Source organism: Variovorax gossypii (assembly GCF_003965815.1).
Classification (GTDB): domain Bacteria; phylum Pseudomonadota; class Gammaproteobacteria; order Burkholderiales; family Burkholderiaceae_C; genus Variovorax; species Variovorax gossypii.
Genome location: NZ_RXOE01000002.1, coordinates 56037 through 78199 on the forward strand (window position 1 = coordinate 56037; position 22163 = coordinate 78199).

Genomic DNA, 22163 nt, shown 5'->3' on the forward strand with positions numbered 1-22163 from the left:
GGTTCTGCGCGTTGGCGGGTGCTACGACTTCGCTGAGGGCGCTCTTGGGGGCCGGCGTGTGGGTCTCGCCGACCGCGACAGCAAGCATTGTTTCATTTGCCCGAATTGCTTCTCGCAGGCCGCAATGACGAAACACAATGCCCGCGCGCCATGCCGCCCGACGCTGTGCGACTTGCTCACGTTTCGACCATCGATGCCTGTCTGGCCTCGCTACATGACGGGCCGACCGTGCCGCGTCTGCCGGACACAGGCCAAGTCGGTGATGCCAATCGGTGAGCCCAGCCGCGACCTGACTGCCTGCACGTGACGCGGCGATGGCGGCGGCCTTGCCGTATGAGCGGAAATTTCCATCGGCATTTATGCACCACATGCCGCGCAACGAGGGTGGATTGGGTGTGCCTTTGAGCACCGTCGCACTCTCATGCGGCTGGCGTTCCAGGTAAGTCGCTTGGCAAAAACGGTTCTTGTTCGAGGCGCGGTCCGCGTCTGTTTCTGGTGAGTCTTACGCAGCGCACGTATGAGTGCGAGCGGATGCGCAATAACGCTGGTCTTGCATTCGGCTGCAGCCCTGGTGCGGTGTCGTCGTCTGGGAGTGTGGCCACTGATGCCGAAAGGTAGAGGTTGTCTACTGTGAAAGTTGTTAGTTGTCAGAAGTCGTGAGTCGTCGCATGCTCAACGTGCATCCACGCGGAAGACGAGTCTTAAGAGGCCCTCGATACGGCCGCAATGCTGATCAAGTCAGGATGGGTTTGCTGCTGGTTTCGGCGCCGGTGCTGCTGCTGCCCGGATTCTTCAAGTCAGAGATTCGCCGTCGGTACTCAGCTAGCTGCTTGAAGGCTCGAACCAGCTTCAAGGAGTTGTCATGCATTTTGGACCCCATTCCAGTCACCGCCGTGTTGACCTTTCGAGCGTGGAAGGGCCCGAGTTCTTTCGCATGCACGATGTGATACGCATCACCGCGCTGAGCCGCGCGACCCTATATCGCAGGATTGCTGAGGGCAAGTTCCCAGCTCCTGTGCACTTGGGTGGACGCGCCTGCGGATGGCCTCGTGCCGCGTTGCAACGCTGGGTAGATGATCCGGAGGGGTACTCAGATGCCCACGGGCCGGCCGACCTCAATACTGGAGCCTGACACGCGCCCGCGGTCCGACGACTTCTACCGGGCAGTTAAGAATCCAGCTGCTATGACCCCTGAAGACTGAGAGCTGCCAGCGATATGCCCGGCAATGGACGACCGCTGTGATCGAAAGCGGACTGTAGATCATCGCTGGATCGCCGTTGCTAGCCTAAAACGTGGCCCAGCTTGGGCTGTCAAGGTCGTGCTCTTCCTAACGGGCAACAGCGGGGAAGCTGTCTGGTCCACTGCTTCTTGAATTTTTCGCCATAGACGCTCGATGAGCCGAGCGACAGCCAGGGTTTCGTCGGTCCGTATTGCCTATTCTTACTGTGTCAAAAGAGTAGCTTTGCGCTTGCCCTTAAGCAGCAGGGCATTGCCCGAGACGAGCGAGCAGCCGGTATCTCAGTCGGGGCGCAGTGTCGTGATCGACATCGCCACGTGGCGCTGTGCGCACAGGACTGCCGCGGGGGATGTAATCCTCGGGGAGGGCAGGCACTTGGCGTTCGATGAAGTCTTTTTGCCGACAGACTTGTCGACGATCAGGCGTTCAGCCATCAAGAACCCATAGGCCACGATGCTCGAGGCGGCATGGTGGTGGAATCCCCGCCAACCTCTGCCCTCTTAGTCGCCGAGACCCAGCCTGCTAGTGCATGACGAGTGGCGTGACCTGCCGGGCAGCGAGCCCTTTCCGCCCCACTTGTCGATGACGGTGGACGCGCGCTACGCCCACGTGGGCACCAACATTGGCGCCCCTTCGATGCAGGCGGTGCACGAGGCGCCGGACGGCACGCAGGTCCGCTGGACGCTGTACGACGCCGTGATCCGGGACAACGGCTTCGAGGCCGGCATTTCCGCGCCCTATGCCTCCGAGCTCGGGGCCGGGCGCTGGAAGGTGAGGGTGGTCGCGCGCTGACCGGGTGCGCCGTCGCTGCCCTCAGAAGGGCTCGACGGGCAGCGCGCGCTTGTGTGCGCTCTTGCGATGCGTGGAAAGAATGACGCGGCGCGCCTCGGCCGACACCGGCTTGCCTTCGAGGAAGTCGTCGATCTGCTCGTAGGTGACGCCGAAGGCGTCCTCGTCGGGCTTGCCCGGCACCAGCGATTCGAGGTCGGCGGTGGGCACCTTGTAGACCAGCGCGTCGGGTGCGCCCAGCAGCTGCGCCACCGCGCGCACGCGACGCTTGTTGAGGCCGGTGAGCGGCGTGATGTCGGCCGCGCCGTCGCCGAACTTGGTGAAGAAGCCCATCAGCGCCTCGGCCGCGTGGTCGGTGCCGATGACGATGCCGTCGTGCGCGCCGGCCACCGCGAACTGCGCGATCATGCGCTGGCGCGCCTTGATGTTGCCCAGCACGAAGTCTTCGTGCGCGGCGTCGCGGAACGTCAGGTCGCCGGCCTTCAGCGCCGCGAGCATGCCGTCGGCGGCGGGGCGGATGTCGACGGTGATGGTGCGGTCGGGCTTCATCACCTTGAGCGAGGCCTGCGCCTCGGCTTCGTCCTTCTGCACGCCGTAGGGCAGGCGCATCGCGATGAAGGTGGCGCCGTAGCCCGTGGCGCGCAGCTTCTCGACCGCGCGCTGCGCGAGGCAGCCGGCGGTCAGCGAATCGACGCCGCCGCTGATGCCCAGCACCAGCGTCTTCAGGCCGGTCTGCTTCAGGTAGCCGGCGAGAAAGTCGACGCGCCGCTCCAGCTCGCGGGCGGCATCGAAGACGGGCGCGACGTGCAGCGCCGCGATGATTTCGCGCTGCATATCGTCAACTGAGGACAGGTCGATGGGGGACAGGTCTGCACTCATGAGGTTGGTCTTCGTGTGAAAGAAATCAGAAGTCCACAAGGCTCAGGCCGATGCTGAGCACTGTGCGCTTGCGGTTGTAGTCCACCAGCGTGTCGCCATAGCCCGAGAACAGCTGCGTGTGGAAGCGCAGGTTGCTCTTGGTCGGGTCGCCGATCGCCTTGAGCCATTCGAGGCGGATCGAGCCGCGGCCGCTGTCGCGCAGGTTGTTGCGCACGGTCACGGCAAGCTGGTTGTCGCGGTTGAGGTTCCAGCGGCCGGTGATCTCGGCGCGGCCGTAGTAGTCGGCGATGTCGGGGTTGTCGTCCTTCGCGGCGCTCTCGGAGATGCGCTTCCAGATGCGGCCGGTGACGGTGAAGCGGTCGTCGAGTTCGGCGCCGCCCATCAGGTACACGCGGTTCCAGCTGCGCGACAGCGGCAGGCTCTGGCCGTTCGACTGGTGCACGATGCCCAGTCCCGAATAGCGCCAGCGCCATCCGCCCGGCAGCTTGAAGTCGGTCGGGTAGACGTACATCAGCTCCGGCTCGTGGTCGGTGGTGCGGAAGGGCCGCGAGATGGCGCCGTTGAACAACTGCCAGGTCGACTGCTGGCTGTAGGCGAACCACAGCGAGTCCTTCTTGACCGGGTCGTTCTGCGTGAGCATGCCCTGCGCGAGCTTGGTGCGCACCGACAGGCCGATGCGCATCTCGTTGGCCTGGTAGGCCACGGGGTCGGCGGTGTGGCCGGCCGAGGGCGAGGTCGGGGTCTCGGGCTTCTTGGTGGCGGCCGAGGCCGACACGTTCAGCGGACGATAGCCGCGGAAGCCGAAGGTGCCGCAGTCGGTGGCGTTCTCGAGTTCCCAGAAGCGCGAGAGCGCCGAGTACTGGCGGTCGCGGCAGCCTTCGGTGGTGGCCACCGAGACAACGCGCGTGGCGGGAACCGTGCCGTCCACCGGCGGCTGCGTGCTCGCGAGCACGGGAGGCGCCGGCGGCACCGCCGCCGCGGGCAGCGTCTGCTGCTGAGCCCAGCGGTCGAAGCAGGCCAGGCGCGCATCGTTGTTGGCGCCAAGCGCGGCGCACTGCTGCCAGGTGAGCTGCGAGTCGGCCAGCGGGCTCGCGGGCTTGTCCACGGCCTGTGCGTGCACCGCGCCGGCCGTGCCGCCCAGGCACGCCGCCACGGCTGCGAGCGTGCCGAGCCTGAAGCGGGATCGCGGGATGGTCTTCATCTTGGTCATGGCTTCTTTCCTTCCTGTGCCACTGTCTTGCTGAGCACGAACGGATGCGTGCTCTCGTCGGCGGCATTGCGCCACGTGCCCCTGAACTCGCGCCCGCACGAGCCGGTCTGCAGCTTGCCCGACCACACGCCGCTGATGGCGCGGCCGTCCTGCGACTCGTCGATGGAAAGCGCGCCTTCGTCGTCCACGTCGCCCGCGAGCTGCGCGACCGTGGCCTTCGCGGGGTTCGCACCGTTGCGCGTGATGGTGCCGCGCACGCCGTCGTAGTCGGGGTGCTTGCCGAGCTGCACGACGGCCACGGCGGGCAGGTTGTCGAAGCGCGCCTCCCAGTTGCCGTAGAGCGATTCCAGAGGCAGGTCGCGCGCGTCGGTGGGGCAGTCGGCGCTGCCGCCGCGCATCGAGGCGCAGCCCGAGAGAACGGCCAGGGCTGCGGCCAGCAGGGCGGTGGTCGCGGCGGTCTTCTTCATTGGCTTCGTCGTCGTCTTCGTCGTCGTCATCTTCATGGTGCCGAGGCTGCTGCGGCGGCCTTCGCGGCGCTGTCCTGCGCCTTGCGCGCGAACTCGGCGCGCAGCGCCTTGAGCTTCTCGCGCGGGTCTTCCTTGGTGGTGGCCTTGTCCAGGCCCATCTCGGCGATGAAGCGGCTCGGTATGCAGGGCACCATCTCGCGGCCCTGCTTGCGCTTCTTGGTCCAGCTCACCGCCAGGCTGCGCTGCGCGCGCGTGATGCCCACGTACATCAGGCGGCGCTCTTCCTGCAGGCGCTGCAGCGTGTCCTCGCTCACCTTCTGCTGGCGGCCGTTGTCGTCGTCGAGCTTGAAGGGCAGCAGGCCCTCGCTCACGCCGATGAGCATGACGTGCGGCCACTCGAGGCCCTTGGATGCGTGAAGCGTGGAGAGCGTGACCACGTCCTGGTCCTGCTCGCGCTCGCTGATGGTCGACAGCAGCGAGATGGTCTGCGCCACCTCGAGCAGGCTCTTGCGCTCGGTCTCGATGCCGCCGCTGTCGGCGCCCGAGGTGTCGTCGAGCGTGCCGCCGGCGCGCTGCGACATCCAGTCGACGAATTCCAGCACGTTGGTCCAGCGCGAGGCCGCGGCGGCTTCGCTGTCCTCGCCGTCGTACAGGTGCTTCTCGTAGTCGATCTCCTTCAGCCAGTCGAGCATGAAGGTGCGCGAGTCTTCCGCGCCCATGGTGCGGCGCGCGCGGTACTCGAGGTCGTTGATGTAGCGGCCGAACTCGTGGATGCCTTCCAGCGTGCGCTTGGGCATCACGCTGGGCAGCGAGGGGCTGAACAGCGCCTCGAACAGGCTCAGCTTGTACTGGCTCGCGAAGGTGCCCAGGCTCGCCAGCGTGGTGTGGCCGATGCCGCGCTTGGGCGTGGTGATGGCGCGCAGGAACGCCGGATCGTCGTCGTTGTTGACCCACAGGCGGAACCAGCCGCACAGGTCCTTGATTTCGGCGCGGTCGAAGAAGCTCTGGCCGCCCGAGACCTTGTACGGGATCTGCGCCTTGCGCAGCGCCTGCTCGAACACGCGCGCCTGGTGGTTGGCGCGGTAGAGGATGGCGAAGTCGCGGAATTCCTTGTACTGCTTGCCCTGCGTGGTGGCCTCGCCCGCGCGGATGCTGACGATGCGCGCCACCGCGCGCTCGGCCTCGTGCACCTCGCTGTCGGCGTCGACGATGCGCACCGGCTCGCCCTCGCCGAGCTCGGAGAACAGCGTCTTCGGAAAGAGCTTGGGGTTGGGCCCGATCACGTTGTTGGCCGCGCGCAGGATGGCGCTGGTGGAGCGGTAGTTCTGCTCCAGCTTGATGACCTTGAGCTTCGGATAGTCGACCGGCAGCTTGCGCAGGTTGTCCAGCGTGGCACCGCGCCAGCCGTAGATGGACTGGTCGTCGTCGCCCACCGCGGTGAAGTGGCCGCGCTCGCCGGCCAGGGCCCTGAGCACGTCGTACTGCGTGGCGTTGGTGTCCTGGTATTCGTCCACCAGGATGTGGCCCATCATCGCCTGCCACTTGGCGCGCACTTCCGGGAATTCGTAGAGCAGCTTCAGCGGCATGCCGATCAGGTCGTCGAAGTCCACGCTCTGGTAGGCCAGCAGCCGCTCCTCGTAGCGGGCCATGATCTTCGCGGTGATGCGTTCGTTGTCGTCGGCGGCCTGGGCCTCGGCCTGCGCGGAGTTCAGGCCCATGTTCTTCCACTTGCTGATGGTCCACTGCCAGATGCGCGCGGTGGCGATGTCGGAAGTGCCGCCGGCATCCTTCAGGATCTTCGTCACGTCGTCGGCGTCGAGGATGCTGAACGCCTTCTTCAGGCCGAGCACGCTGCCGTCCTCGCGCATCATGCGCACGCCCAGCGCGTGGAAGGTGCACACCACGACCTTGCGCGCGTCCTTGCCGATGAGGTGCTTCGCGCGCTCGCGCATCTCGGCGGCCGCCTTGTTGGTGAAGGTGATGGCCGCGATGCGCTGCGGCTCGATGCCCGACTGGATGAGCCGGCCGATCTTGTGCGTGATCACGCGCGTCTTGCCCGAGCCCGCGCCTGCGAGCACCAGGCAGGGACCGCTCATGTAGTTGACCGCTTCGAGCTGTGCGGGATTGAGACCGTGAGACATGGGAGAAAAAGAGAACCTGAAGAGGCCGTGAAGAACGCCGTTGGGAACGGCTGGCGCAAAAGCAAAGCGGCCAATGATACGGGTGCGGCCCCCGCCGGGTTTGTAGGCCGGGCACTCCGATGCGGCCCCTCGGGCGCCAAACGACAATGCACCGGTGCTGCCTGTATTCCTTGTTACTTTCCCTTTCTTCGCGTTGATCGCGGCCGGCTACGGCGCGGCCCGCGCCCGCATCCTGCCGCTGGACGCCATTCCCGGCCTCAACACCTTCGTGCTGTATTTCGCGCTGCCGTGCATGCTGCTGCGCTTCGGCGCGGGCACGCCCATCGGGCAGCTGCTCGACGGCAGCGTTGCACTGATATGGGGCATCTGCGCGCTGGCGGTGGTGGCGGGAGTGGTCGCGTTCACGCGTAATTCGCGCGTGGGCTGGAACGACGCGGCCTTCGGCGCGCTGGTGGCCGCGTTTCCGAACACCGGCTTCATGGGCGTGCCGTTGCTGGTGGCCATCCTCGGCGCGCAGGCGGCGGGGCCGATCATCATCACGATCGCGTTCGATCTCGTCGTCACTTCCTCGCTGTGCATCGCGCTGTCGCGGCTCGACGGGGCCGGCGGCGCCGGGCGGCACGGCGCCATGCTGGCGGCGCGCAAGGCGCTGCGCGGCATCGTGGTCAACCCGATGCCGTGGTCGATCCTGCTGGGCGTGCTGCTGTCGGCCGCGCGCTGGGCGCTGACGGGGCCCGTCGAGCGCACCATCGCCATGCTGGCCGATGCCGCCTCGCCGGTGGCGCTCTTCACTATCGGCGCGGTACTGGCCCGCTCGGCGCTGCTGGCGCGCGAGCACGACGCCAGCGCGGCGGTGGCCGAGGCCATGGGCGCCACCGGCCGCATGCCGGCGGCCAAGGCTCCGTGGGGCGACGTGCTGCCGGTGGTGGCGGTGAAGCTGCTCGCTCACCCGCTGCTGGTGTGGAGCCTGGGGCTCGGCGCCATCGCGCTGGGGCTGCCGCTGTCGCATGCGGCGCTGGTGACGATCGTGCTGGTCGCGGCACTGCCGAGCGCGAGCAACGTCTCGATGCTGGCCGAGCGCTTCGGCGCGGACAACGGGCGCATCGCGCGCATCATCCTGTGGACGACGGTGATCGCCTTCCTGAGCTTTCCGCTGGCGGTGAGCGCGCTGAGGTGAGGGTGAAGGGCTAGGGCGTCAGCACCCCGAGCTTGTACGGGTCGGCATCGGCGAGGCGCTCGCACTTCGAGAAGTCGCGGCCCTGGGTGCCGTCGCAGTAGTAGGTGTTGTAGACGCGGCCGAAGAGCGTGGGGCTTGCGGTGAAGAGCACGCCGTGGTCGGGCTGCCAGTTGTCTCTGGCGCCGTCCCTGGCGTTGTCTTTCGCGGGCGGAACGCTGGCTTCCACCGGCTTGGCCGAGGTTGGCATGAAATCGCTGAGCGTCTTGTGGGCGTCGTCGCCGCGCCAGCGCACCGCCAGTTCGGCGGCCGTGGGGCGCTGCGCCACCGGCAGCAGGACGCCGTTGACCTGCAGCCCGTAGCCGAAGCGGTGCGTCCTGCCGGCCAGGAAGGCATAGGCGCAGGCCGCCATGCACTGGCCCCGCACCTCGGTCTGCACGCCGCTCGCGCGGATGGCGTCGGCGAAGGCGCCGGCCGCTTCGGCGGTGCCGCCGAACGAGTCCTCGAAGACCACGGTGCTGATTGTTCCGCTGCCCAGCTGCTCGGTGAACTCCTTGATCATGGTCCCGTCGAGCATGCCCGACACCACGAGGCGACTGCCCTGCAGTTCCAGCTCGGCCGCCGACGAAGCCGGTGGCACGGCGAAGGAAAGGGCGACCAGGCACGATGCCAGCGAGAGGGACCAACCAGAACGAGACGGCGGTTTCACGGCGACCTACCTTTGCAAGCAGTGAGCGAGGCAGTTTGGAGTGCGCGATCCACGGCGGGTTCGCGTCTTTACAGCTTGAACAGCGCCGGGGGGCGCCGTCAACTCTTTTTTCACAAATTTGCGGTAGTCCTGGGCATGTCGTAAGACATAGCTATCCGCTACTACTTCAGATGAATGCTTGGGTTTGCAATTGCGCTGCTACAGTGTTCACAAGTCAAAGATGTGAATGGGGCGCGCGATGGCAATACTGGTTCGCATCCTTCTGTGGCTGACCTGGCTCTCCGCGGTCGGCTGGTTCTGGCATGCCGGCAAGTTCGGCACCGCCACCGCGATCGCGCTCGGGGCGCTGAGCCTCGTCGTGTTCGCATGGCCCGTGAGCATCGCGCGGCGCAGGCACAACGAGCTGCGCTACGTGGACATGGGCAAGGAGCCCACCGGCTACCACTGAAACCGCGCTCTCGGGGCAGCCGCCCCGACCGCACGGACTCCGCTCAGATGCTGTGCGGGTCCACGTCGACCAGCCAGCGGATCACTCCCTTGCCTTCCGGCGCGCGCCGCAATTCGTGCAGCAGCGGCTGCCAGCCCGAAAGCAGCCGTTGCAGCGCGGCGCGCGAGGGACTCTCGATCAGCATCTGCGCACGCTCCACATTGGCCACGCGCTGGATCGCCAGCGGCACCGCCGGATAGCGCGTGACGATGTCCGCGCCCGGCAGCGCCTCGGCCTGGTCGGCCGCCGTGTTCAGGAAGCCCTGCGCCACCGACTGCTCGCGTGCGTCGGCCCGCAGCAGCGCCTGGAACGCAAAGGGCGGCATGCCGGCGGCGCGGCGCTCGTCGAGTTGCTGCTGCGCGAAGGCGACGTAGTCGTGCTTGCGCAGCGCCATGAAGAGCGGGTGCTGCGCATGATGCGTCTGCACCCACATCTCGGCCTTCGCGCCTTGCGCGGCGAGGTACGCGGCGTCGCGGCCCGCGCGGCCGGCCGACTGCATCAGCAGGCTGAACAGCCGCTCCGGCGCGCGGAAGTCGCTGGAGAACAGCGCGCCATCGGGGTTCACCGCCGCCACCAGCGTGATGCGGCGGAAGTCGTGGCCCTTGGCGATCATCTGCGTGCCGACCAGCACGTCGACCTCGCCCGCGTGCACCGCGGCGAGCTGCGATTCGAGCGAACCCTGCTTCTTGGTGCTGTCGGCGTCGATGCGCGCGATGCGCACCGCGCCGCCGTCGGGCCGCTTCACGGAAGAGAACAGCTCGGCAAGGTGCTCCTCGAGCCGCTCGGTGCCGCGGCCCACGGGCGCGATGTCGGGGTTGCCGCAGGCCGGGCAGGCGCGCGGCACGCGCTCGGTGAAGCCGCAGTGGTGGCAGCGCAGCGTGCGGTCGATTTTGTGGAACACGCGGTACGCGCTGCAGTGCGGGCACTCGCTCTTCCAGCCGCAGTCGCCGCAGGCCAGCACCGGCGCATAGCCGCGCCGGTTCAGGAAGATCATGCTCTGCTCGCCGCGCGCGATGCGCTGGCCGATGGCGTCGAGCAGCGCGCCCGAGATCACCGTCTTCGGCGGCTGCAGGTTCATGTCGACCAGCCGCACCGCGGGCAGCTCGCCCGCGCCGATGCGCGAGGGCATGGCCAGCCGCACGTAGCGCCCGCCCGGGTCTTCGCCCTCGGCGGGGCGGCTCTGGTGCCAGCTCTCGAGAGAGGGCGTGGCCGAGCCCAGGATCACCCGGGCCTTCTCGCGCTGGCCGCGCCACACGGCGAGGTCGCGCGCGGAGTAGCGCGCGCCTTCCTGCTGCTTGTAGCTCGGGTCGTGCTCCTCGTCGACCACGATGAGCTTGAGCGCCGGGATCGACGCGAACACCGCCATGCGCGTGCCCAGCACGATGCGCGCCGCGCCGCTGTGCGCCGCCAGCCAGCTCGCGAGGCGCTGCGGGTTGGTCATGCCGCTGTGCAGCGACACCACCGCTTCTTCGCCGAAGCGGGCCTTGAAGCGGGCCTCGAGCTGCGGCGTGAGGTTGATCTCGGGCACCATCACCAGCGCCTGCGCTTCGGGCTCGCGTGCGAGCAGGTCGGCCACGCAGCGCAGGTACACCTCGGTCTTGCCGCTGCCGGTGCTGCCGACCAGCAGGAAGGTGCCCGTGCCCGTTTCGTTTGAGGCCTCGATGCGCGCCAGCACGGCCGTCTGCTCGGCGCTCAGCGCGACCGGGTTCGCGGATTCGGCCGTCTCGGCCACTGGCCCCGCCGCGCTCTTGCGCTTGAGGCGACGCGCCAGCTGTGCCGTCGACAGGTCGCGCAGCTGCGGCGGCAGGGCGGCCAGCGCGATCTCGCCGATCGAGCGCTGGTAGTAGCGCGCCGCGAAGGCCACGAGGTCGCGCCAGCCTTCGCCCAGCGGCGCCAGCGCGTCGAGCGCCGCGCCCACGGGCTTGAGCGCCATGTCGGGCTCGGCGCCTTCCAGCGAGACCGGTTCGTTCCAGACCACCCCCAGCACCTCGCGCTTGCCCAGCGGCACCCGCACCAGCGTGCCGGGCGGCAGGGGCTCGGCGCCGGCGTAGCTCAGCAGGTCGCCGAGCGCGGCATGCGCGGGCGTCTGCACGGCGATGTCGAGCCGCCAGGGCAGCGCGGGCGGGGCGCCGTCCGTCGGCTGGGGAGCCTCGTCGAGGGGCAGGCGGGCGGTGGAGATGGGCGGTCCTTCTTGGAGAGGTTTGTTAATGAGACTTGGAGCAAGAGCGCTTAAGTCGTTGATTTTTCAGCGCTTTGGAAGCCATCCAGAGTTCCTGTGGATAACTTTGTTGACAAGCATGCTGGACTCGCCGCCAAGCCTTGAAAATCAAGGCTCTGGCTGGATTGCCCGGAAAAAAAGCAAAGTTCAAATCCTATATAAATCAACAACTTAGCGTTGCTATCTCTTTGGGAGCAAAGAAGGCGGCCCGCTTCGAAATCTTGCGCAGTGCAGCACGTGTTTTGTGCATAAGTACGGAACCATATGCCGTTTTTGCGCTTGACAAACGCTGGCGTACCAACTTCCAGGGGGCGCCGCGGCCGCCCGAACCCGTTCTTGCTGATAACAGGTGTGGTGTCAGCCGCGCATCGCACGCGAGTGGGCGTGCACCGCCTGCACCAGCGCCGCGACGTGCTCCGGCGGCGTGAACTGGCTGATGCCGTGGCCCAGGTTGAAGATGTGCGTCGGGCCTTGGGTGGAGCGGTCGGCGTGGGGCTTGCCGAAGGCGTCGAGCACCTTCGCCACCTCGGCCTCGATCCGGTCGGGCGGCGCGAACAGCACGTTGGGATCGATGTTGCCCTGCAGCGCCTTGGCCTTGCCGTCCGTGCCCTCGGCGATCTGCTTTCGCGCGGCGGTCAGGTTCACGGTCCAGTCCACGCCCAGCACCTGGCAGTCGAGCTCGCGCATGGCATCGAGCCAGAGGCCGCCGCCCTTGGTGAACACGATGCGTGGCACCGGCTGTCCGTCGGCGCCGTTGCGCTTCAGGCCGGCCAGCACGCGGGCGGTGTAGGCGAGGCTGAATTCCTGGAACGCGCCGTCGGCCAGCACGCCGCCCCAGCTGTCGAAGATCATCACGGCCTGCGCGCCGGCGTCGATCTGGGCGTTGAGATACGCGGCCACCGAGTCGGCGTTCACGGCCAGCACGCGGTGCATGAGGTCGGGGCGGCCGTAGAGCATGCTCTTCACGAGGCGGTAGTCGCTGGAGCCGGCGCCTTCCACCATGTAGCAGGCCAGCGTCCACGGGCTGCCCGAGAAGCCGATCAGCGGCACGCGGCCGTTCAGCGCCTTGCGGATCGAGGCCACGGCGTCGAACACGTAGCGCAGCTTCTCCATGTCGGGCACTTCGAGCGCGGCCACAGCCGCCTCGTCGCGCACCGGGCGCGCGAAGCGCGGGCCCTCGCCGGCCTCGAAGGACAGGCCCAGGCCCATGGCGTCGGGCACGGTCAGGATGTCGGAGAACAGGATGGCCGCGTCGAGCGGATAGCGCTCCAGCGGCTGCAGCGTGACCTCGGTGGCGTAGCCGGTGTTGGTGGCCAGCCCCATGAAGCTGCCCGCCTTCGCGCGGGTGGCCACGTACTCCGGCAGGTAGCGGCCGGCCTGGCGCATCAGCCAGACGGGCGTGTGGTCGGTGGCCTGGCGCCAGCAGGCCCGCAGGAAAGTGTCGTTTTGCAATGGGGCGAAAGGCATTTCCCGATTGTCGCAGGCGCCCCCGCATTGACCGACAGCGCATTTTGAGTTGCACCAGGCCGCCCCGGTGATCCACGGCGCGCCGCAGCGCCGAGCATCCGCCCGGAACAACAAATCCGGACGAACATGGCGCAACAGGTTTTCGACTTCGTGGTGGTGGGAGCCGGCTCGGCCGGCTGCGTGCTGGCGCACAGGCTGGTGCAGGCGGGCCGCAGCGTGCTGTTGCTGGAGGCCGGCCCGCCCGACGACGACCGCTTCATCCACATGCCCGCCACCTTCGTGCGCGTGATCGGCACCGAGCGTACCTGGGCCTACGAGAGCGAGCCGCAGAGCGCCGCAGCCGGCCGCAGGATGTTCGTGCCGCAGGGCCGCACCCTGGGCGGCGGCAGCTCGGTCAACGCCATGGTCTACATCCGCGGTACTCCCGCCGACTACGACGGCTGGCAGGCGCAGGGCTGCGAAGGCTGGGGCTGGCGCGACGTGCTGCCGTGGTTCCGCAAGGCCGAGTCGAACGCTCGCTTCGCCTGCGACCTGCACGGCACCAACGGACCGCTGAAGGTGAGCGACACGCGCTTTCGCCACCCGCTGAGCCTGGCCTTCCTGCGCGCCGCGCAGCAGAGCGGCCTGGCCTACAACGACGACTTCAACGGCGCCGAACAGGCTGGCGTGGGCTTCTATCAAACGACTACCTTCGAAGGCCGGCGCGCCAGCACCGCCGCCACCTACCTCGCGGCCGTGCGCGGCAACCCGAAGCTCGCCGTGGTCACCGGCGCCCACGTGACGCGCGTGCTGACGCAGGACGGCGCCGCCACCGGCGTGGCCTACCGCACGGGCGCGGGCGGCACCGGCGAGGACATCGTGGCCACGGCCCGCGAGGAAGTGATTCTTTCGGCCGGCGCGCTGGCCTCGCCCAAGCTGCTGATGCTCTCGGGCATCGGCCCCGGCGCGCAGCTGCAGTCGCTCGGCATCCCGGTGGCGCGCGACCTGCCCGGCGTGGGCGAGAACTTCCAGGACCACCTGGAGGTGTCGGTCTACGGCCGCACGCGCGAGCCGATCAGCCTGCTGGGCAACGACCGCGGCCTCACCGCGCTGAAGCACGGCCTGCAGTGGACGCTCTTCAACACCGGCCTGCTCACCTCGAACGTGGTCGAGAGCGGCGGCTTCGTCGACACCATCGGCGAGGGCCGCCCCGACCTGCAGTTCCACGTGCTGCCGGTGCTGGTGGGCGACGTCGACCGCGAGCCGCTGGCCGGCCACGGCATCTCGATCAACCCCTGCTTCCTTCGCCCGAAGTCGCGCGGCAGCGTGCGGCTGCGCAGCGCCGATCCGATGGCGCCGATCCTGTTCGACGGCGGCTACCTGCAGGCACAGGAAGACGTCGCCACGCTGGTGCGCGGCGTGAAGCTCGCTCGCCGCATCCTGCGCGCGCCGGCGCTGCGCGAGCTGGTGTCGGAAGAGCTCGCGCCCTCCGCCGCCGAAGACCTGGCCGACGACGCCATCGAGACCTACGTGCGCCAGCGCGCCAAGACCGTCTACCACCCGAGCGGCACCTGCCGCATGGGCAGCGACGGCATGGCCGTGGTCGATGCGCGCATGCGCGTGCACGGCATGAAGAAGCTGCGCGTGTGCGATGCCTCCGTGATGCCCTCGCTCGTCAGCGGCAACACCAATGCGCCCACGGTGATGCTGGCCGAGCGCTGCGCCGACTTTGCGCTGTCGGGCAACTGACTCTGCGCCTTCGGTCAATCGCAAACGCGCGCCCAAACCTAGAGTCGATCCGGACGAGAACAAGGAGACAGAGCGAATGAGTTCCACAGGAAATTCCATGGCCGGCAAGGTCGCGTTCATCACGGGCGGCGGCACCGGCATCGGCGCGGCGGTCGCTGCGCAGTTCGTCGCGGCGGGCGGCCGCGTGGTGCTGATGGGGCGGCGCCTCGCGCAGCTCGAGGCGGTCGCTTCGAAGCTCGGCGGCCTCGCTGTGGCGGGCGATGCCGCCAACACCGACGACGTGCGGCGTGCGCTGGCCCAGGCACGCGAGAAGTTCGGCCGCGTCGACGTGCTCGTCGCCAACGCGGGCGGCCACGGCGTGGGCGATGCGCTCTCCACCGACGATGCATCGTGGGCGCTCTCGACGCGCCTGAACCTCGATACCGCCTTCGTCTGCGCGCGCGAACTGCTGCCGGAACTGATCGAGCGGCGCGGCAACATCGTCGTGCTGTCTTCGCTCGCCGGCCACTTCGCGGGGCCGGGCGTGGTCGGCTACGTGACGATGAAGCACGCGCTCATCGGCCTCGTGCGTTCGTTGGCGCGCGACTACGGCAGGCAGGGCGTGCGCGTGAACGCCGTGTGCCCCGGCTGGGTGCGAACCGAGATGGCCGACGAGCAGATGCAGGTGCTCGTCGACAAATACCGCCTGGCCGATGCCGACGCGGCCTACGACCTTGTCACGCGCGACGTGCCGATGGGCCGCGCCGCCAGCCCCGAGGACGTGGCGAACGCCGTGATGTTCCTCGCCTCGCCGCTGGCCGCGATGGTCTCCGGCAGTTCGCTGATGGTCGACGGCGGCGCTTCCGCAGTGGACCTTCCCACCATCGCCTTCGCGCACGGCGCCTGAGAAGAAAACCATGAACAACGACACCACCAAGCCCGCCGACTGGAAGACCTACGACCAGTTCGCGCTCGGCATCGCCACCAACCGCCTGCCGCCCACCGACGCGCTCGCGGGCCAGACGCTGGTGCTGGCATTGCCCGACTTTCGCCTCACGCTGAAGCCGCGCACGCAGCACACGATCGATTGGCAGGAGGAGGGCGCACGCGGCGGGCAGGAGCAGGGCGACTGGTACGAGGCCATCGAGGTCGCGCCCGACACCTTCTTTCTCGACATCACCCAGGGCAGCCGTCCTACCGAGGCACTGACCGTGGTACTCAACACGCGCACGCGCCGCGTGCTCGCCATCCGCTGCCGCATCGTCAGCGCCGAGGAAGCTGCTGGCCAGCCGCGCGTGCCGCAGGACTTCTGGCCCGGCACGCTCGAAGGCGGCGCTGCCGCATCGGGCATCGAACCGCACGCCACGCGCGACCTCATCGGCCTGCGCACCTGGCAGACCTACAGCCCCAACCACACCTACGAGCACACCTATCTGAGCTCGGAGCGCTACGCGTGGCAGTGCCTGGTCGGCGTGCAGCGCGGCCACGGCGACGTGGATCTCGCGAGCTACTGGAAGTTCGACGACGGGCAGTACGTCTTCACCTTCCGCGAGTTCCTGATCCCGGTCGCGTCGGTGTTCTTCTTCGACTTCGCGCAAGGCCGCTCGACCGGCAAGTTCCTCGGCGTCACCGGTGCCGGCGAAGTCGCCAACAACCCCGCGGGCGCCTTCATGCGCAAGGCCTCGCAGACCTTCTATCCGCCCGAGTTCGGGCCGGTCTGATCTCTTCCCTTCTTTTTTCGCTGTCACACCCAGGAGCTTCACCTCATGCGCACGCCCCACCAGATCGTCGCCGACCACTACGCCGCCTCCGACCGCCAGGACCTCGAAGCCATGTTCGCCGACATCGCCGACGACGTGCAGTGGACCGAGATGGCCGGCTTTCCGTGCGCCGGCACGCACGTCGGTCCGGCGCAGGTGATCGAGAAGGTCTTCAAGGTGCTGGGCGCCGAGTGGGAGGGCTACCGCTTCGTGCTCGAGCGGCTGGTCGATGGCGGCGACACCGTGGTCGGCATCGGCGACTACCACGGCCGCAACCGCGCCACGGGCAAGACCATGCACGCGCGCGTCACCCACGTGTGGCAGGTGCAGGGCGGCAAGGTGCGGCGCTTCGAGCAGTTCACCGACACGCTGCTCGTGGCGCGGGCCATGCAGTGACGGCACTTCTTTCTTCCTCCTCCTCAACGCATCGCCCCGGAGCCTCTTCATGAATCTGCGAGACCTGTCGATCGAACACCTCGGCCAGGTGGGCCTGCTGGCGCAGCGCCGGCGCGGCAACCACATCGACGGTCGCGAGGAAGCGCCCGTGAGCGGCAGCTACCTGCCCGTGGTCGACCCCGCCACCGAGATGACCGTGGCCGAGGCGCCCGACAGCGACGCGGCCGACGTGAATGCGGCAGTCGCCAGCGCGCGCCGCACCTTCGAGAGCGCCGCGTGGAAGTCGCTGCGACCGGCCGATCGCGAGCGCATGCTCTACACGCTGTCGACGCTGATCGAATCGCATGCCGACGAACTCAGCGCGCTCGAGACGCTGCAAAGCGGCAAGCTGCGCGGCATCGCGCGCATGGTTGACGTGGGCGCCGGCGCGGAGTTCGTGCGCTACATGGCGGGCTGGGCCACCAAGCTGGAAGGCCAGACGCTCGACAACTCCATCGGCATTCCGGGCCCGCAGTGGGTGACGTACACGCGGCGCGAGCCGGTGGGCGTGGTGGGCGCCATCGTGCCGTGGAACTTTCCGCTCGCCATCGCGCTGTGGAAAGTGGCGCCCGCGCTCGCGGCCGGCTGCACCGTGGTGCTCAAGCCGTCGGAGGAAACACCGCTCACCGCGCTGCGGCTGGCCGAGCTGGCCATCGAAGCGGGCTTTCCGCCGGGCGCGCTCAACGTGGTGTGCGGACGCGGCGCCACGGCCGGCGCGGCGCTCGCCGCGCATCCGGACATCCGCAAGATCAGCTTCACCGGATCGACCGGCGTGGGCCGGCTGATCGGCCATGCCGCCGTCGACAACATGGCGCGCTTCACGCTGGAGCTCGGCGGCAAGTCGCCGCTGATCGTGCTGGACGACGCCGACCCTGCCGCGGCGGCGCAGGGCGCGGCCAACGGCATCTTCTTCCACCAGGGGCAGGTGTGCACGGCGGGCTCGCGCGTGTACGTGCAGCGCGGCATCTTCGACAAGGTGGTGTCGCAGCTGGCTCAGGTGGCCGAGGGGCTGCACATCGGCTCGGGCTTCGATCCGCAGGCGCAGTTCGGCCCGCTGGTGTCGCGCCGCCACATGGACCGCGTGATGGCGCACATCGATGGCGCCGTGGCCGAGGGCGCGACGCTCGTGACCGGCGGCGGCCGCGCATTCGACGGCGGCTGCTTCGTGAAGCCCACCGTCTTCGTCGACGCGAAGCCCTCGATGCGCATCGTGCGCGAGGAAGTCTTCGGCCCGGTCGCGACCATCGTCCCCTTCGACGACGTGGAAGACGCGATCCGCATGGCCAACGACAGCGCCTATGGCCTGGCCGCCAGCGTGTGGTCGAACAGCCTCTCGGCCGTGCACCGCATCGTGCCGCGCCTGCAGGCGGGCGTGGTCTGGGTCAACGCGCACAACGTGCTCGACAACGCGCTGCCGCTGGGTGGAGTGAAGCAGTCGGGCTACGGGCGCGACCTGGGGCGCGCGGCGGTCGAGAGCTTCACCGAGCTCAAGAGCGTGTGCATGGCGGTGTAGCCGCCGCAGTTCCGGTCACGAGAAAGAACAGGAGACATTCATCATGAAGAGACACCAAAAGAAGATCGCGCTGTCCGCATTCGTCGGCGCAATGGGCATCGCAGGCGCGGGCGGTGCATGGGCACAGTCGGGCCTCGACTGCGGCCTCAACACCGGCAAGCCCGCCACGGGCGAGCCCATTCCCATCGGTGCGGTGGTCGGCAAGACCGGCCCCGACGACTTCAGCGCCTCGGGCCAGGCGGCGGCCGCGTACTTCAAGTGCGTGAATGCCAACGGCGGCATCAACGGCCGCCCGGTCGACTACATCGTGGTCGACGACCAGTGGAACCCCGAGACCGCCGCGCAGGTCGCCTCCAAGCTGGTGAAGGACCGCAAGGTGGTCGCGCTCGCGGGCAGCACCAGCTTCGTGGAGTGCGGTGCCAACGCCAAGATGTACGCCGACGAGGGCGTGATGGTCATCGCCGGCACGGGCGTGCCGCGCGAGTGCTTCAACGCGCGCAACTACGTGCCGGTGAACGCGGGGCCGCGCGTGTCGGCCACCATCGCCGCGATGTACGCCGCGCAGAAGTACAAGGCGAAGAAGATGGTCTGCATCATTCCGAACATCCCCAGCCTGGGCAACTGGGCCTGCGAAGGGCCGAAGGAGTGGGGCAGGAAGAACGGCGTGGAGGTCGAGACCATCGCCATCGACCCCGGCTCGGCCGATGCAACTTCGACCATGCTGCAGGCGGCCGCCAAGAAGCCCGACACCATCATCATGAACGTGCCCAAGGGCATCCTGGTGCCGATGCTGGCGGCCGCCGAGCAGCAGAACATCGGCAAGAAGATCCGCTTCGTGTCGGCCGCGCCGGCCTACAACGCCGACGTGCCCAAGGCCATCGGGCCTTACTGGAAGGGCAACTTCGACGTCAACCTCGAATTCAACCCGCTCGAATCGGCCGGCCCGGACAACAAGAACTGGCTCGCGGTGATGGACAAGTACGGCGCGAAGAGCGACCCGCGCGACACCTTCTCGCAGGCCGGCTACCTGGCCGCGCGCATCGTGACGCAGGCGCTGCTGAAGATGGACCCGAAGAAGATCGACCGCGCGGGCGTGACCGACGCGCTGCGCAAGGTCAGCGACTTCAAGAGCGACATCCTCTGCAAGCCCTTCTACGTGGGCAGCGGCAACCGCCACAACGCCAACAACAGCGGCCCGGTCGCCAGCCCCGACGGCAACGGCTGGCGCTTCGCGCCCGGCGGCTGCCTGACGGCGGAAGACCCGGAGCTGGTCGACATCCGCGCCGACGAGCAGAAGATGGGCCTGAAGTAGGCACGCCCTGCCATGGAGGAATACCTGCCCTTCGTCATCTCCGGCCTGGGCCTGGGCGCGGTCTATGCGCTCTCTGGCGTGGGGCTGGTGGTGCTCTACCGCTCGTCGGGCGTGCTGAACTTCGCGTTCGGTGCCATCGGCGCGATCGGCGCCTACGTGGCCTGGTCGATGCTCGAGGCCGACTGGCCGCAGGCCCTTGCGTGGTCCGCGGCCATTGTCACGGCGATGCTGCTCTCGCTGGCCTACGGTCGCCTGCTGGCGCCGCGCCTCTCGCACCGCGACCCGACCATCCGCAGCATCGCCACGCTGGGCTTCGCGCTGGTGGTGGTCGGCTTCACCGAGTGGTACTGGGGCGAGCAGCCGCGCCGGCTGGTGCTGCCGACCGACGCGGGCGCACTCGACTTCGTGCTCGGCGAGGTCGACGTGCGCCTCACCCACACGCGCGCGCTGGGGCTCGCGCTGGCCGTGCTGATGATGGGCGGCGTCGGCCTGCTGCTGTCGAAGACGCGCGTGGGCCTGAAGATGCGCGCGCTGGCCAACGACCGAGACCTGAGCGCGCTGCTGGGCATTCGCGTGCTGGGGGTGGACACGGTGGCCTGGGTGCTCAGCGGCGCCTTTGCCGGCGTGTGCGGTCTGCTGCTGGCCAACATCGTGCGGCTGCAGGCCACGCTGTTGACCTTCCTGGTGATTCCCGCATTCGCGGCGGCCATCATCGGCCGGCTGCATTCGCTGCCGGCCACGGTGGCGGGCGGCATCGCCATCGGCGTGCTGGAGGCGCTGGCGATCACGGTGCCTGGCTTCGCGTCGTTCCGCACGGCCACGCCGTTCCTGATTGCGCTGGCGATGATCGTGTTCTATCGCACGGGGACTCGGCAGGCATGAGCAGCGCTTCCTCGACCATTGCAGGAGCTATGCCGGCGCAGGAGGTGCTGCCTGCCTCGCTCGCCGAAGCCTCGCGCCGCGCGCGCATTTCGCTGGCGGTGATGGTGGGCAGCGTGCTGCTCATCGGCCTCGTGGTGCCGTGGCTGGCCAATGCCTACTGGATCAAGACGCTCACTTCATCGCTCGCGCTGTCGATCGCGGCGGCCGGCGTGGCGCTGCTCTACGGGCAGCTCGGGCTGGTGTCGCTGTGCCAGTACGCGCTGCTCGGCGCGGGCGGCTGGATCGCGCTGCGCGCGGGGCACGGGCTGGGCTGGCCATTCGAGCTGTCGGTGCTCGCGGGCGGGCTGCTGTCGTGCGCGGTGGGCATGCTCGCAGGCCTGCCGGCGCTGCGGCTCAAGGGGCTGTACCTGGCGCTCGTCACGATGATGATGGCGGGCGGCTTCCAGGTGGTCATCAACGTCACGGGCTTTCCTGACGGCGGCGCCGGCTGGCTGGGCCGCGTGTTCGGCAGCGAGCGGCTCATGATGCCCCGGCCCGCGCTGGCGCTCACCGATGCAGCCTATTTTCGCTACGTGGCCGTGTGGCTGGCGGTGGTGCTGGTGCTGATCGAGCTGCACCGGCGCACGCGCGCCGGGCGTTCGTGGGCGTTGATCCGTCGCGGCGAGGCGGCGGCCGTGGCGGCCGGCGTGAACATCCTGCGCTACCAGACCTGGGCCTTCGGCCTGGCCGGCTTCTGCGCCGGCGTGGCGGGCGCATTGCTCGCGGGTGGGGTGGGGCAGCTCGACGGGCGCGCCTTCACCGCGGGCGACTCGGTGATGCTGTTCGCGCTCACGGTGGTGGGCGGCGTCTATCACTGGGCCGGCGCGCTGATTGCGGGGCTGCTGCTGCGGGCGGTGCCTGCGTTGCTGACGGACTTCGGTGTCAACGGTTATCTGGCGATGATCTTCTTCGGTGTGGCGCTGCTGCATGCCCTCATCACCGCGCCGAGCGGCATTGCAGGGCAACTGGCGGGGTTGATCGACGCGGTCCGCAAACGGCTCCCGGGTGCGGGCAAGGACGCAGCGCCATGATCCGCATCAGCGATCTCACCGTCGCCTTCGGCGGCGTCAAGGCCATCGATGCGCTCACGGCCGAACTCGACGCGCCGGTGTGCGGCCTCATCGGCCCCAACGGCGCTGGCAAGACCACGCTGGTCAACGTGCTCAGCGGCCTGGTGCTGCCGCGCAGCGGCACGGTCGCGGTGGACGGTGCCGACCTGCTGGGCCTGAAGCCCATCGAGCGCGTGCGCTTCGGTCTGCGCCGCTCCTTCCAGACCGAGCAGGTGGTGGAGGACCTGAGCGTGTGGGACAACGTGCGCGCCTTGCTCGACCATGTGCCGCATGCGCGCGGCGATGCTGTTGCACAGGTCACGCGGGCGCTGGCGTACACCGGCCTGCTCGACGCGGCCACGGTGCTGGGCCATCGGCTCAACCTGTTCCAGCGCCGCATGCTCGAGATCGCCAAGTCGCTGGTCGGCGCGCCCAAGTTGCTGCTGCTCGACGAGCCCGGCGCGGGCCTCACCGAGCAGGAAGCCGGCGCGCTGCGGCGCGTGATCGGCTCGGTGCACGCCTTCTGCGGCGCGCAGGTGCTGCTGATCGACCACGACGTCGACCTGATCGCCGCCACCTGCACGCAGACCCTGGTGCTCGATTTCGGCCGCCGCCTCGCGCTCGGCCCGACGCGCGAGGTGCTCGACGACCCGGCCGTGCGCAAGGCCTATCTCGGAACGGAGTGAC

General features: G+C 68.6%; 19 protein-coding genes and 2 pseudogenes. 13 read left to right on the forward strand and 8 right to left on the reverse strand.

The features are described 5' to 3' along the window. Positions 1 to 934: 934 nt before the first annotated feature. On the forward strand, positions 935 to 1132 hold the full coding sequence (locus EJP69_RS07955) for a helix-turn-helix transcriptional regulator (RefSeq protein ID WP_338067628.1): 198 nt from the start codon (positions 935 to 937) through the stop codon (positions 1130 to 1132). Positions 1133 to 1449: 317 nt separating this feature from the next. Here EJP69_RS07955 and EJP69_RS07960 read toward each other — a convergent pair. Beyond that, positions 1450 to 1738: pseudogene (locus EJP69_RS07960) on the reverse strand (IS701 family transposase); the annotation flags it as partial. A gap of 76 nt (positions 1739 to 1814) precedes the next feature. Between EJP69_RS07960 and EJP69_RS07965 the strand changes: the two are divergent. Continuing rightward, a complete protein-coding gene (locus tag EJP69_RS07965) occupies positions 1815 to 2030 on the forward strand; it encodes a hypothetical protein (RefSeq protein ID WP_126469321.1) in 216 nt (71 codons plus the stop codon). 21 nt (positions 2031 to 2051) lie between these two features. Here the strand turns inward: EJP69_RS07965 and nadE are convergent, their stop codons facing one another. From nadE to EJP69_RS07985, 4 genes are read right to left on the reverse strand one after another with little or no spacing between them, the layout of a single operon-like run. Continuing rightward, on the reverse strand, positions 2052 to 2906 hold the full coding sequence (nadE, locus tag EJP69_RS07970) for an ammonia-dependent NAD(+) synthetase (RefSeq protein ID WP_126469322.1): 855 nt from the start codon (positions 2904 to 2906) through the stop codon (positions 2052 to 2054). Positions 2907 to 2931: 25 nt separating this feature from the next. After that, positions 2932 to 4116 (reverse strand): phospholipase A, encoded by a 1185-nt coding sequence (locus tag EJP69_RS07975; protein ID WP_176947370.1) that lies wholly within the window; start codon positions 4114 to 4116, stop codon positions 2932 to 2934. Next, positions 4113 to 4619, reverse strand: coding sequence for a hypothetical protein (locus tag EJP69_RS07980; RefSeq protein ID WP_240652085.1), 507 nt, complete (start codon positions 4617 to 4619; stop codon positions 4113 to 4115). The genes EJP69_RS07975 and EJP69_RS07980 overlap by 4 nt, the downstream gene beginning before the upstream one ends. Next, positions 4616 to 6724, reverse strand: coding sequence for an ATP-dependent helicase (locus EJP69_RS07985; RefSeq protein ID WP_093207104.1), 2109 nt, complete (start codon positions 6722 to 6724; stop codon positions 4616 to 4618). Before EJP69_RS07985 ends, EJP69_RS07980 begins: the two co-directional genes overlap by 4 nt. A gap of 154 nt (positions 6725 to 6878) precedes the next feature. On the opposite strand from EJP69_RS07985, the gene EJP69_RS07990 reads away from it, so the two are divergent. After that, positions 6879 to 7901: an AEC family transporter gene (locus tag EJP69_RS07990; protein WP_126469323.1), complete on the forward strand. Its 1023-nt coding sequence runs from the start codon at positions 6879 to 6881 to the stop codon at positions 7899 to 7901. A 10-nt stretch (positions 7902 to 7911) separates the two neighbouring features. Here the strand turns inward: EJP69_RS07990 and EJP69_RS07995 are convergent, their stop codons facing one another. After that, complete coding sequence (locus EJP69_RS07995) at positions 7912 to 8538, reverse strand: hypothetical protein (protein WP_240652086.1); 627 nt, start codon at positions 8536 to 8538, stop codon at positions 7912 to 7914. 307 nt (positions 8539 to 8845) lie between these two features. Here EJP69_RS07995 and EJP69_RS08000 point away from each other — a divergent pair, with 307 nt between their 5' ends. Beyond that, positions 8846 to 9055, forward strand: coding sequence for a hypothetical protein (locus tag EJP69_RS08000; RefSeq protein ID WP_093207455.1), 210 nt, complete (start codon positions 8846 to 8848; stop codon positions 9053 to 9055). Between the two features lie 43 nt (positions 9056 to 9098). On the opposite strand, the gene EJP69_RS08005 is transcribed toward EJP69_RS08000, so the two are convergent. Continuing rightward, complete coding sequence (locus EJP69_RS08005; protein ID WP_476718502.1) at positions 9099 to 11210, reverse strand: primosomal protein N'; 2112 nt, start codon at positions 11208 to 11210, stop codon at positions 9099 to 9101. A gap of 459 nt (positions 11211 to 11669) precedes the next feature. Then, positions 11670 to 12779, reverse strand: a complete 1110-nt coding sequence (gene hemE, locus EJP69_RS08010; protein WP_126469325.1) for a uroporphyrinogen decarboxylase — start codon at positions 12777 to 12779, stop codon at positions 11670 to 11672. 126 nt (positions 12780 to 12905) lie between these two features. On the opposite strand from hemE, the pseudogene EJP69_RS08015 reads away from it, so the two are divergent. From EJP69_RS08015 to EJP69_RS08055, 9 genes and pseudogenes are all read left to right on the forward strand, one after another. After that, positions 12906 to 14498: pseudogene (locus tag EJP69_RS08015) on the forward strand (GMC family oxidoreductase); the annotation flags it as partial. 85 nt (positions 14499 to 14583) lie between these two features. Then, positions 14584 to 15393, forward strand: a complete 810-nt coding sequence (locus tag EJP69_RS08020; protein ID WP_170217067.1) for an SDR family NAD(P)-dependent oxidoreductase — start codon at positions 14584 to 14586, stop codon at positions 15391 to 15393. A gap of 10 nt (positions 15394 to 15403) precedes the next feature. After that, positions 15404 to 16207 carry a MoaF C-terminal domain-containing protein gene (locus EJP69_RS08025; protein ID WP_126469327.1) on the forward strand — a complete coding sequence of 268 codons (804 nt, stop codon included), beginning with the start codon at positions 15404 to 15406 and terminating at the stop codon, positions 16205 to 16207. Between the two features lie 45 nt (positions 16208 to 16252). Beyond that, positions 16253 to 16642 (forward strand): nuclear transport factor 2 family protein, encoded by a 390-nt coding sequence (locus tag EJP69_RS08030; RefSeq protein ID WP_126469328.1) that lies wholly within the window; start codon positions 16253 to 16255, stop codon positions 16640 to 16642. A 49-nt stretch (positions 16643 to 16691) separates the two neighbouring features. Then, positions 16692 to 18194, forward strand: coding sequence for an aldehyde dehydrogenase family protein (locus tag EJP69_RS08035; RefSeq protein WP_126469329.1), 1503 nt, complete (start codon positions 16692 to 16694; stop codon positions 18192 to 18194). 43 nt (positions 18195 to 18237) lie between these two features. Then, positions 18238 to 19506, forward strand: a complete 1269-nt coding sequence (locus tag EJP69_RS08040) for an ABC transporter substrate-binding protein (protein WP_126469330.1) — start codon at positions 18238 to 18240, stop codon at positions 19504 to 19506. 12 nt (positions 19507 to 19518) lie between these two features. After that, positions 19519 to 20388, forward strand: coding sequence for a branched-chain amino acid ABC transporter permease (locus tag EJP69_RS08045; RefSeq protein ID WP_126469331.1), 870 nt, complete (start codon positions 19519 to 19521; stop codon positions 20386 to 20388). Further along, on the forward strand, positions 20385 to 21458 hold the full coding sequence (locus EJP69_RS08050; RefSeq protein WP_420824206.1) for a branched-chain amino acid ABC transporter permease: 1074 nt from the start codon (positions 20385 to 20387) through the stop codon (positions 21456 to 21458). Before EJP69_RS08045 ends, EJP69_RS08050 begins: the two co-directional genes overlap by 4 nt. Next, the gene (locus EJP69_RS08055; RefSeq protein WP_093299329.1) at positions 21455 to 22162 is read left to right on the forward strand and encodes an ABC transporter ATP-binding protein; all 708 of its coding nucleotides are present in this window, start codon (positions 21455 to 21457) and stop codon (positions 22160 to 22162) included. Before EJP69_RS08050 ends, EJP69_RS08055 begins: the two co-directional genes overlap by 4 nt. Position 22163: the final 1 nt, after the last annotated feature.